This is a genomic window from Variovorax sp. 20P10.2.4 (assembly GCF_058244205.1).
The window spans coordinates 1-10077 of record NZ_JBZAYE010000244.1 but is presented as its reverse complement, the minus strand read 5'-3'; the positions used below and the strand labels follow the sequence as shown (position 1 = coordinate 10077).

General features: G+C 69.4%; 12 protein-coding genes and 1 pseudogene. 6 read left to right on the top strand and 7 right to left on the bottom strand.

Annotated elements, in window-relative coordinates; genetic code table 11:
* On the top strand, positions 1-205 hold a 205-nt coding region (locus tag AC27VN_RS21645), incomplete at its 5' end, for an SH3-like domain-containing protein (protein ID WP_490877847.1).
* Positions 202-573, top strand: coding sequence for a nitrile hydratase accessory protein (locus tag AC27VN_RS21640; RefSeq protein ID WP_490877846.1), 372 nt, complete (start codon positions 202-204; stop codon positions 571-573). The genes AC27VN_RS21645 and AC27VN_RS21640, both read left to right, overlap by 4 nt.
* 9 nt (positions 574-582) lie before the next feature.
* Here AC27VN_RS21640 and AC27VN_RS21635 read toward each other — a convergent pair whose 3' ends face one another.
* On the bottom strand, positions 583-2019 hold the full coding sequence (locus AC27VN_RS21635) for an FAD-binding oxidoreductase (RefSeq protein WP_208507648.1): 1437 nt from the start codon (positions 2017-2019) through the stop codon (positions 583-585).
* Positions 2016-2423 (bottom strand): DUF2069 domain-containing protein, encoded by a 408-nt coding sequence (locus AC27VN_RS21630; protein ID WP_093343246.1) that lies wholly within the window; start codon positions 2421-2423, stop codon positions 2016-2018. The genes AC27VN_RS21635 and AC27VN_RS21630 overlap by 4 nt, the downstream gene beginning before the upstream one ends.
* A gap of 76 nt (positions 2424-2499) precedes the next feature.
* On the opposite strand from AC27VN_RS21630, the gene AC27VN_RS21625 reads away from it, so the two are divergent.
* Entirely contained in the window at positions 2500-3711 is a 1212-nt protein-coding gene (locus tag AC27VN_RS21625) for a YihY family inner membrane protein (RefSeq protein WP_208507649.1), read from the top strand.
* Positions 3712-3720: 9 nt separating this feature from the next.
* Here AC27VN_RS21625 and AC27VN_RS21620 read toward each other — a convergent pair whose 3' ends face one another.
* Complete coding sequence (locus AC27VN_RS21620) at positions 3721-4077, bottom strand: Mpo1-like protein (protein WP_398498111.1); 357 nt, start codon at positions 4075-4077, stop codon at positions 3721-3723.
* A 101-nt stretch (positions 4078-4178) separates the two neighbouring features.
* On the opposite strand from AC27VN_RS21620, the gene AC27VN_RS21615 reads away from it, so the two are divergent.
* Both AC27VN_RS21615 and AC27VN_RS21610 read left to right on the top strand, forming a co-directional pair.
* On the top strand, positions 4179-4574 hold the full coding sequence (locus AC27VN_RS21615) for a thioredoxin family protein (protein WP_490877845.1): 396 nt from the start codon (positions 4179-4181) through the stop codon (positions 4572-4574).
* Positions 4575-4620: 46 nt separating this feature from the next.
* Positions 4621-5292 (top strand): NAD-dependent epimerase/dehydratase family protein, encoded by a 672-nt coding sequence (locus tag AC27VN_RS21610; protein ID WP_490877844.1) that lies wholly within the window; start codon positions 4621-4623, stop codon positions 5290-5292.
* Positions 5293-5304: 12 nt separating this feature from the next.
* On the opposite strand, the gene AC27VN_RS21605 is transcribed toward AC27VN_RS21610, so the two are convergent.
* A complete protein-coding gene (locus tag AC27VN_RS21605) occupies positions 5305-6111 on the bottom strand; it encodes an alpha/beta fold hydrolase (RefSeq protein ID WP_490877843.1) in 807 nt (268 codons plus the stop codon).
* Between the two features lie 4 nt (positions 6112-6115).
* Complete coding sequence (locus AC27VN_RS21600) at positions 6116-7426, bottom strand: O-acetylhomoserine aminocarboxypropyltransferase (RefSeq protein WP_490877842.1); 1311 nt, start codon at positions 7424-7426, stop codon at positions 6116-6118.
* 145 nt (positions 7427-7571) lie between these two features.
* Here AC27VN_RS21600 and AC27VN_RS21595 point away from each other — a divergent pair, with 145 nt between their 5' ends.
* Positions 7572-8021: a CBS domain-containing protein gene (locus tag AC27VN_RS21595; RefSeq protein WP_093343237.1), complete on the top strand. Its 450-nt coding sequence runs from the start codon at positions 7572-7574 to the stop codon at positions 8019-8021.
* Positions 8022-8048: 27 nt separating this feature from the next.
* On the opposite strand, the gene AC27VN_RS21590 is transcribed toward AC27VN_RS21595, so the two are convergent.
* On the bottom strand, positions 8049-9602 hold the full coding sequence (locus AC27VN_RS21590) for a sugar ABC transporter ATP-binding protein (protein WP_208507655.1): 1554 nt from the start codon (positions 9600-9602) through the stop codon (positions 8049-8051).
* Positions 9599-10077 (bottom strand): annotated as a pseudogene (locus AC27VN_RS21585) (strictosidine synthase); the annotation flags it as partial. The pseudogene AC27VN_RS21585 and the gene AC27VN_RS21590, both read right to left, overlap by 4 nt.

Here is a 10077-nt window from a genome sequence, read left to right as displayed (position 1 = left end):
GGGCTATGTGCAGGGGCGGCGCGGCATCATCGAGCGGCTGCATGGCGCGCACGTGTTCGCCGACAGCAACGCGCAGGGCGCGGGCGAGGCGCCGCAGTGGCTCTACACGGTGGTGTTCGAGGAAGCCGAGCTCTGGGGCTCGCAGGCGCAGCAGCTTTCGGTGTCGGTCGATGCCTGGGAAAGCTACCTGGAGGCAGCCGAATGACGCAGTACCCCGACGGGATGCTGGCCCCCGGCATGCCACGCGACGCCGACGGCCCGGTCTTCGGCGCGCCCTGGCAGGCGCAAGCGTTCGCGATGACGCTGGCGCTGCACGAGAAGGGCCTGTTCAGCTGGAGCGAGTGGGCCGAGACCCTGGCCGCGCAGATCCAGGCCGCGCAGGCCGCGGGCGATCCCGATGCGGGCGACACCTACTACCGGCACTGGCTCGCCGCGCTCGAGACGCTGGTGGCGCGCAAGGGCGCGAGTTCGCACGACGAACTGGCGCGCTACCGTGAGGCCTGGGACCATGCGGCCGACCGCACGCCGCACGGGCAGGCGATCGAGCTGCGGCCTGGCGACTTCGGGTGCTGAGGCGCCGGTTCAGACCCGGATCACCCGCCCCGGATTCAGGATGTTCTTCGGATCCAGCCCGCGCTTGATCGCGCGCATCATCTCCAGCGCCACCGGCGACTTGTGCTTCTCGAGCGTGTCGACCTTGAGCGAACCCACGCCATGCTCGGCCGAGAACGAGCCGCCGAACTTCTCGACCGCCTCGTAGACCAGCGTGTTGATGCGGTCTTCCTCGTTCTTCAGGAAAGCCTTGGTATCGACGTTCTCGGGCGCCTGCACGTTGTAGTGCAGGTTGCCGTCGCCGAGGTGGCCGAAGTTCACCAGCCGCACGCCGGCGATCTCGCGCGCCAGCAGCGCGTCGGTCTCGGCCACGAAGGCCGGGATGCGCGAGACGGGGATCGAGATGTCGTGCTTGATGTTCAAGCCTTCCTCGGCCTGCGCGAGCGGGATGCTCTCGCGGATGTGCCAGAGCTGGTGCGCCTGCGCGAGGTTCTCGGCCACCACGGCGTCGGTCACGCAGCCGTCCTCGAACGCCGTTTCGAGCAGGGCTTCGAAGCGCGCGCGCGCATGGTCCTCCGATTCGCTGTCGGAGTTCTCGAGCAGCACGCAGTAGGGCACGTTCTCGTCGCCGATGAAGGGCACGCGCAGCTGCGGCATGTGCTTGTCGACCAGGCTCAGCGCGAACTTGCCCATCACCTCGAAGCCCGTGAGGCCCGGGCCCAGCTGCTTGTGGGCCAGGCCCAGCAGCGTGACCGCGTGGTCGAGCGAGGGCACGGCGGCCCAGGCCGTGAGCTGCGCGGCCGGCAGCGGGTAGAGCTTCATGGTCGCGGCCGTGATGATGCCCAGCGTGCCCTCGCTGCCGACGAACAGGTCGCGCAGGTCGTAACCGGTGTTGTCCTTGCGCAGGCCGCTGGTGCCGTGCCAGATCTCGCCTTGCGGCGTGACCACTTCCAGGCCCAGGCACAACTCGCGCGTGTTGCCGTAGCGCACGACCTGCGTGCCGCCGGCATTGGTCGCGAGGTTGCCGCCGATGGTGCAACTGCCCTCGGCCGCGAGGCTCAGCGGGAACAGGTAGCCGGCCTTCTCGGCGGTCTCCTGCAGGGTCTGCAGGATGCAGCCCGACTCCACCGTCATCGTGAGGTTGGCCGCGTCGATCTCGCGGATGGCGTTGAGCCGCTGCAGGCTCAGCACCACCTGCGTGCCGCTGTCGTCGGGAATGGAGCCGACCGCCAGGCCGGTGTTGCCGCCCTGCGGGATCACGGCGGTGCCGGCCTCGGCGCAGGCCTTGACCACCTCGGCCACCTGCTGCGCATCGGCCGGGCGCACCACGGCCAGCGCCTTGCCGCGCGAGCGCTTGCGCCAGTCCTGTTCGTAGGCCGTGAGGTCGCCCTCGTTGAGCAGGTGGTTGGCGCCGACGATGGCGCGCAGCCGCTCGAGCAGGGCGGCGGAAGAAGCGGAAGTGGTCATGGGGTGGAAGCCTCCAGGGGACGGGCGGCGGCCTTGGCGTGGCGCAGCCGCAGGCGGACGTGCCAGGCGCAGGCGACGAAGAGCACGAGGCACAGCAGCACCTCGACCAGCGCGAGCAGCTGGCTGATGCCGTTGGTGTCGCTCCAGGCGCGCACCACGCCCTCGGTGAAATAGAGCCAGACCATCAGGCTGACCCAGCGGTAGGTGTACATGCGGTTCTTCAGCAGGCCGGCCAGCGGGATCGCGAGCGGCAGCACCTTGAGCGCCATCAGCGAACCGCCGGGGCGCAGCGGCGCCAGCCAGAGTTCCCAGGCCAGGCCCAGCACGATCAGGCCGACGAGGCTGCCGACCGCGAGCCAGCGGGTGGCGGCGACGGAGGAGGGCGGGGGCGAGGCGATGGGCACGGGCGGGCGACGGTGAAGAAGGACAGGGGATGCGATCCCGGGGGCGCCGCGTGGCGAAACGGAAAAGGCGGATGGCATGATACCGGCCATGAATCGTCGTCAGCTCTGGAGGGATCTCTCCCGTTTCCCCTGGCGAAACACCGCCGCGGTGCTCAGCGAGCGTTTTCGCGAAGACCGCCTCGGGCTCACGGCCAGCAGCCTGACCTTCACCACCACCATCGCGATGGTGCCGTTCTTCACGGTGGCGCTCGCGCTGTTCACCGTGTTCCCGATGTTCGCCAAGATGCAGGGCCGCCTGCAGCGCTGGCTGATCGAGAGCCTGATCCCCGAGAACATCGCGCGCCAGGTGCTGGGCTACCTCAACCAGTTCGCGAGCAAGGCCAGCGGCCTGGGGATCGCGGGCCTGATCGTGCTGCTGATCACCGCCATCGCGCTGATCCTCACCATCGACAAGACGCTCAACAACGTCTGGCGCGTGCGCTCGCCGCGGCCCTTCGCGCAGCGGGTGCTGATCTACTGGGCCACGATCACGCTCGGGCCGCTGATCCTGGCGGTGAGCCTGTCCACCACCTCCTACGTGTTCGCGGCCTCGCGCGACGTGGTCGGCGTGAGCGTGGTCAAGCTGTTCTTCGACGCCTTCGAGTTCGTGCTGCTGGCCGCCGGCATGGCCTCGCTCTACCACTACGTGCCCAACACCAACGTGCGCTGGTCGCATGCCTGGGCCGGCGGCGTGTTCGTGGCGGCGGCGATCGAGATCGCCAAGCGGGTGCTGGGCTATTACCTGAGCCTGGTGCCGACCTACTCGGTGCTCTATGGCGCCTTCGCCACCTTCCCGATCCTGCTGGTGTGGATCTACGTGGCCTGGGTCATCGTGCTGCTGGGCGCGGTGATCGCGGCCTACCTGCCGAGCATCCTGACCGGCGTGGCCCGGCGCGGCGGCGGCGCCGGCTGGCCGCTGCAGCTCGCGATGGAGGTGCTGCAGCAGCTCGCCCGGGCCCGCGCGACGCCCGACAAGGGCGTGGGCGCGGCGCGGCTGGTGGCCTCGATGCGGGTCGACGCGCTGCAATTGGTGCCGGTGCTCGAGACCCTGGTGGCGCTCGACTGGATCGCGCCGCTGGCCGAGGACGGCGATGGCGGCGATCCGCGCTACGTGCTGCTGGCCGATCCGTCGACGCCGATCGAGCCGCTGCTCGAGGCGCTCCTGATGCCCAAGGCCGAGCCGCTCGAGGACCTGTGGCAGAAGGGGCCGCTGCGCTCGCTGCGGCTGGGTGACGTGCTATTGATCTAGGAGCAAGGCTCAGATCTTGACCCGCCCCAGCCAGATGTCGCGGTACATCGCCCAGTCGCCCATGAAGCTGTAGAGCGGCCGCTTGAACGAGGCCGGCTTGTTCTTCTCGAAGCCGAAATGCCCGACCCAGGCGAAGCCGTAGCCGACCAGCAGCCCGGCCAGCAGCCACAGCGGATTGAGCGTCAGCACCAGCATCGCGAGGCAGGCCAGCGACAGCGTGGAGCCCGCGAAATGCAGCCGCCGGCAGGTGCGGTTGGCGTGTTCGGTCAGGTAGAAGGGATAGAACTCCGCGAAGCTCTTGAACTGGCGCGGGTCGACGCTCGCGGGCGCGGCGCTGCCAGGGGTGGTGGCGGTGGAGGTGTTCATCGTGCGTCTCCTGCGCCCCGGAGGGGCTTTGTCCATAATAGCCACGACCTTCCGGGCGCACCACCCGGGTCTTTCTTCCCCCTTCTGCCCACGTACGAGCCTTGAGCGCCCTGCCTTCCACCCCCGATTCCGTCGCGCCGGCCGGCGGCGCGCCCTGGGTCGTGTGCCTGTGCGCCGAGTGGTGCGGCACCTGCCGCGACTACCGGCCGCTGTTCGAGCAGGTGGCGCGCGCGCACCCCGGGCTGCGCTTCGCCTGGGTCGACATCGAGGACCATGCCGACATCGCCGACGAGTTCGACGTCGAGACCTTCCCGACGATCCTGGTGGCCGATGCCGCGGGCACGCGCTTCCTCGGTCCGCTGCTGCCGCATGCCGAGACGCTGTCGCGCATGCTGACCGCGCTGCCGGCGCCCCAGCCCTCGAGCCTGCATGCCGAGCTGATGGTGGCGGTGCTCGAGAAGAAGCCCGCGCTCTTTACAGTGCCGCGGGCGGCCTGATCTACTCGGCCTGTCCACACACGCGGCCCGCGGGGCCGGCCCTCCCATGAAAGTCCTCGTCTTCGGCGCCACCGGCATGGTCGGTTTCGGCGTGCTGCGCGAATGCCTGCTCGCTCCCGACGTGGCGGAGGTCGTGGCCGTCGGCCGCCGGCCCAGCGGCCAGCAGCATCCCAGGCTGCGCGATCTCGTGCTGAGCGACATGTACGACTACACGGCGGTCGAGCCGCAACTCACGGGCTTCGACGCCTGCTTCTTCTGCCTCGGCGTGTCCTCGGTCGGCATGAAGGAGGACGCGTACCGGCGCGTGACCTACGACCTCACGCTGGCCGCCGCCACCGTGCTCGCGCGGCTCAACCCGCAGATGACCTTCGCCTACGTGACCGGCTCGGGCACCGACAGCAGCGAGCGCGGCCGCAGCATGTGGGCGCGCGTGAAGGGCGCGACCGAGAACGCGCTGCTGAAGCTGCCGTTCAGGGCCGCCTACATGTTCAGGCCCGGCGCGATCCAGCCGCTGCACGGCGCCAACACGAAGACGCCGCTGTACAAGGCGGGCATCGTGCTGCTGACGCCGGTGTTCGGGCTCGCGCGGCGGCTGTGGCCGCACCTGGTGACCACCACCGAGAACATGGGGCTCGCGATGCTGGCGGTGGCGCGGCACGGGGCGCCCAAGCAGGTGCTCGACCCGGTCGACATCAACGACCTGGCCGCGCGCGGCTAGCGCCGCTTCGCTTCAGCGCGAGACGAAATCGCGCAGCGCGAACAGCACCGCGTCGGGCGCCTCGCTCATCAGCGCGTGGCCCGCGTGCACCGTTACCGTGCGCCCGTCGCGTGCCTTGGCGGCCAGCGCCTTCACGGCGCGCGGCGGCGTCATCTGGTCGGCGTCGCCGAGCAGGAACAGCACCGGGCACTGCAGCTTCTCCATCGCCGCCTCGCCGCCCGCGTAGTCGTTGCAGGCCTTGAAGCCGACATGGAACACGTTGACCTCGCGGTTGCTCGCGAGCACGCGGCGCATCAGCGCGCGCGAGCTGCCGTAGAGCCACGTGCCCGGGCCGAGCGCCGAGGGCGGCGGCGCCAGCAGCGCATGCGAGAAGGTGTTGACCATCGCGATCGCGCGCTGCGGGTCGTTGAGCGAACTCTCGAGCAGCGCCGGCGACACCACCATCGGGTAGGCGCTGCCGACCATCGCCAGGTGCGTCACGCGCTCGGGCGCGTGCGAGGCGGCCTCCAGCGCGATCAGCGAGCCGAAGCTGTGGCCGATCAGCGCCGCCTTCTGCACGCCCGCCGCGTCGAGCAGCGCGAGCACGAACTGCGCGGCCTCCTCGACGCTGGCCGGCGGCGGGCCCTCGCTCTTGCAGTGGCCCGGCAGGTCGACCGCGAGCACGTTCCAGCCGTGGTTGGCGAACCAGCGGCTCTGCAGGATCCAGACGCTGTGGTCGTTGAGCACGCCGTGGACGAAGACCACGGTGGGCTTGGCCGCATCGAAGGGCTTGCCGCCGGTGTAGCAGTAGGTGGAATGGCCGTTGACGGTGTAGTGCATGGTGTCAGGCCCCCGCTTTCTCGGCCGCCTTCAGCGCGCGCTTCAGGTCGTCGATCAGGTCGGCCGGATCCTCGAGGCCGATCGACAGCCGGATCGTGCCCTGCGAGATGCCCGCGCCCGCGAGCGCCTCGTCGGTCATGCGGAAGTGGGTGGTGCTGGCCGGATGGATCACCAGGCTGCGGCAGTCGCCCACGTTGGCCAGGTGGCTGAAGAGCTTGAGCGATTCGATGAAGGCCTTGCCCTGGGCGCGGCTGCCCTTGATGTCGAAGCTGAACACCGCGCCCGCGCCGCGCGCGCCGTGGCGCAGCAGCTTCTGCGCCAGGGCATGGCTCGGGTGCGACTCGATCAGCGGATGGCCCACGCGCGAGACGAAGGGATGGGTGGCGAGGAACTCGACGATCTTCTGCGTGTTGTCGATGTGGCGCTCCATGCGCAGCGGCAGGGTCTCGATGCCCTGCAGGATCAGCCAGGCGGTGTGCGGGCTCATCGCGGCGCCGAAGTCGCGCAGGCCCTCGCGGCGTGCGCGCAGCAGGAAGGCGCCGACCGTGCTCTCCTCGCTGAACACCATGTTGTGGAAGCCGTCGTAGGCCTGGGTCAGCTCGGCGAATTTGCCCGACTTCTCCCAGTCGAAGCTGCCGCCATCGACCACCACGCCGCCGATCACTGTGCCGTGGCCCGAGAGGAACTTGGTGGCCGAGTGGTAGACCAGGTCGGCGCCGAAGTCCAGCGGCTTGATCAGGTAGGGCGAGGTCAGGGTGGAGTCGACCAGCAGCGGCACGCCGGCCTCGTGCGCGATGTCGGCCACGGCCGGGATATCGAGCACGTCGAGGCCGGGATTGCCCACGGTCTCGCCGAAGAACAGCTTGGTCTCGGGCCGAACGGCGGCGCGCCAGCCGTCGAGGTCGCCGGGCTTGACGAAGGTGGTCTCGATGCCGAAGCGGCGCATCGTGTAGTGCAGCAGGTTCTGCGAGCCGCCGTACAGCGCGGTGCTGGCCACGATGTGCGAGCCCGCGCCCATCAGCGTGGCGATGGAAAGGTGCAGCGCCGCCTGGCCGCTGGCGGTGGTGATCGCGCCGATGCCGCCCTCGAGCGCCGACACCCGCTGCTCGAGCACCGCGTTGGTCGGGTTGCTGATGCGCGAATAGACGTGGCCCGAGCGCTCGAGGTTGAACAGCGCGGCCGCATGGTCGCTCGACTCGAAGACGAAGGAGGTGGTCAGGTGGATCGGCACCGCGCGCGCGCCGGTCGTGGGGTCGGGCGAGGCGCCCGCGTGCAGCGCGAGGGTGTCGAAACCGGGGTCGGAATAGCCGGGCATGGGGTCCTTTCTGGAGCGGCGCTAGGGGCCCGTGAAGTCCGCTGCGTGACAGCGCTAAACCGGGCCGTGGAGGTCGGCGCCGATTGTGGGCTATATTCAAAAAAGGCAGGCCGCCAGGAAAGACAGAGTCCGAGAGGAGCACACGATGAAAGTCACCGACATCCTTCGCGTCAAGGGCAACACGCTCTTCACCATCACGCCAGACGATCTGCTGGCCGAAGCAGTCAAGACGATGGCGGACAAGGACATCGGTTCCCTCGTCGTCATGGAGCATGGCGACCTGGTCGGCATGCTGACCTTCCGGGAAGTGATCGTGGCCATCGTCGCCAACGGCGGCCAGGTCGGCGGCACGCTGGTGCGCAAGGCCATGGACGACGCCCCCGTCACCTGCACCCTCGAAACCGACCTCGACGAGATCCGCCGCATCATGCTCGAGCGCCATGCGCGCTACATGCCGGTGATGGACCGGCGCATGCTGATGGGCGTGATCAGCTTCTACGACGTGGCCAAGGCCGTGGTCGACGCGCAGAACTTCGAGAACAAGATGCTCAAGGCCTACATCCGCGACTGGCCGGCGGAAGACGAGAAGAACTGAAGCGCCGCAACGCGGCGATCGGCGCGGTCAGTGGATGGCCGCGTACATGATCGCCTCCTGCGTCGCCTCGGTGGCCGAGAACTCCGTCACCACCTTGCCCTGCTTGGCCACGAGGATGCGGTCCGACAGCGCCATCACCTCGGGCAGGTAGGAAGAAATCACCACCACCGCCTTGCCGGCATCGGCCAGCCGGTTGATCTCGGCGTGGATCTCGGCGATGGCGCCCACGTCGACTCCGCGCGTGGGCTCGTCGAAGATCACGATGTCGGGTTCCTGCACCAGCGACTTGGCGATCACCACCTTCTGCTGGTTGCCGCCCGACAGCTCGATCACCTTCACGTCCTTGCCGATGGCGCGCACATTGAGCAGCCGGCTCCAGTGTTCGCCCACCGAACGCGCCTTCGCGCCCGACACCAGCCCGCGCGCGCCGGCCAGCTTGCCCTGCAGCCCCATGTAGATGTTCTGCGCGATCGACATGGTCTCGAAGAAGCCCTCGAACTTGCGGTCCTCGGTGATGTAGGCGATGCCGTCGCGCACCGCCTGGCGCGCCACCCGGTAGCGCACCGGCCTGCCGCGCAGCAGGATCTCGCCGCCATGGAAGAAGTCGCGCTTGATCAGCCCGGCCACCACCTTGAAGGTCTCGGTGCGGCCCGCGCCCACCAGGCCGAACACGCCCGTGATCTGGCCCGCGAACACCGACAGCGAGTTGTTCTTGACCATCGCCGCCATGCGCAGGTTGCGCACCGACAGCAGGCACTCGCCCTGCGGCCGCACGTGGGTCTTCTTCTGCCCGTAGAGCGTCTGCGAGAGATCGCGCCCCACCATCGCCTGCACGATGCGCTCGCGGTCGAAGTTGGCCTTGTCGTCGGTCACCACGTGCCGGCCGTCGCGCAGCACCGTGATGCGGTCGGCCAGCAGCAGCGCCTCCTCGAGCGCGTGCGAGATGAAGATCACCGACACGCCGCGCGCCTTGAGGTCGAACACCAGGTCGAAGAAGTACTTCTTCTCCTCGGGCGTGAGGCTGGCCGTGGGCTCGTCGAAGATGATGATGCGCGCCTTGTGCAGCACCGCGCGCGCGATCTCCACCATCTGCTTCTTGGCCGCGCCGAGCATGCCCACCGTGGCGGTCGGGTCGACGTCGAAATTGAGCGACTGCAGGAACTGCTGCGCCGAGATGTAGACGCCGCGCAGCCGGTTGAAGAAGGACTCCTGGCCCAGGAACAGGTTCTGCGCCACCGTCATCGTCGGCACCAGGCTGGTTTCCTGGAACACCATCGCGATGCCCTCGTGGCGCGCCTCCAGCGGCGTGCGCAGTTGCACCGGCCGGCCTTCCACCAGCATCTGGCCCGCGCTCAGCGGCACCACGCCGGCCATCACCTTGGTCAGCGTCGATTTGCCGGCGCCGTTCTCGCCGAGCAGCGCATGGATCTCGCCGCGGCGCAGCGTGAAGTCGACCGCCTCGATGGCGGGCACGCCCGCGTATTTCTTGGTCGCCTGGCGCAGCTCGAGCATGGTCTCGACCGCGGCGGGCGCGCCCGGCTCGGCGGCCACGGTGTCGGCGGTGGTATCGCGGGCATTCATCGCGCGGCTCCCTGTTCCTCGGCGGTCATGCGCACCCGCAGCAGCCGGCCGCCGCCCTTCGAGGCCGCGAACAGCGCGCCGCCATGCTCGGCCACCGCGGTGATGCCGTGGTGCCGGCCGTCGACCTGGCTGTGCAGCGAGGACACGACCTGACCCTGCGCATTCACGCGCACCACCAGCCCGTAGGAGCGCGGCGGTGCCCAGGGCTTGAGCACGCCCATCTGCTTGACGCCCGCGCCCTGCAGCGGCTCGAGGAAGCTGTGGCCCGACGAGAGCGCCGGCGCGATCCAGTAGCGCGGATCGATCTCGGCCACCATGCGGCGGCGGTAGGCCTCCTCGCGCAGCACGAATTCCACCAGCTGCGTGCGGCAGACGAAGCAGCTGAGCCAGAAGCCGCCGCCGGCCGCCGGTGCCATGCGCGAGGGATAGCCGGGCAGGTCGGCCACGCGCGGCGCGGTGCCGCCCGACCCGAGCG

What these genes read in the sequence shown, in the direction of transcription:
- AC27VN_RS21595 (WP_093343237.1), top strand. Translation starts at nt 7,572, where the DNA reads ATGAAAGTCACCGACATCCTTCGCGTCAAGGGCAACACGCTCTTCACC.
- AC27VN_RS21625 (WP_208507649.1), top strand. Translation starts at nt 2,500, where the DNA reads ATGATACCGGCCATGAATCGTCGTCAGCTCTGGAGGGATCTCTCCCGT.
- AC27VN_RS21620 (WP_398498111.1), bottom strand. Translation starts at nt 4,077, where the DNA reads ATGAACACCTCCACCGCCACCACCCCTGGCAGCGCCGCGCCCGCGAGC.
- AC27VN_RS21600 (WP_490877842.1), bottom strand. Translation starts at nt 7,426, where the DNA reads ATGCCCGGCTATTCCGACCCCGGTTTCGACACCCTCGCGCTGCACGCG.
- AC27VN_RS21640 (WP_490877846.1), top strand. Translation starts at nt 202, where the DNA reads ATGACGCAGTACCCCGACGGGATGCTGGCCCCCGGCATGCCACGCGAC.
- AC27VN_RS21590 (WP_208507655.1), bottom strand. Translation starts at nt 9,602, where the DNA reads ATGAATGCCCGCGATACCACCGCCGACACCGTGGCCGCCGAGCCGGGC.
- AC27VN_RS21605 (WP_490877843.1), bottom strand. Translation starts at nt 6,111, where the DNA reads ATGCACTACACCGTCAACGGCCATTCCACCTACTGCTACACCGGCGGC.
- AC27VN_RS21610 (WP_490877844.1), top strand. Translation starts at nt 4,621, where the DNA reads ATGAAAGTCCTCGTCTTCGGCGCCACCGGCATGGTCGGTTTCGGCGTG.
- AC27VN_RS21635 (WP_208507648.1), bottom strand. Translation starts at nt 2,019, where the DNA reads ATGACCACTTCCGCTTCTTCCGCCGCCCTGCTCGAGCGGCTGCGCGCC.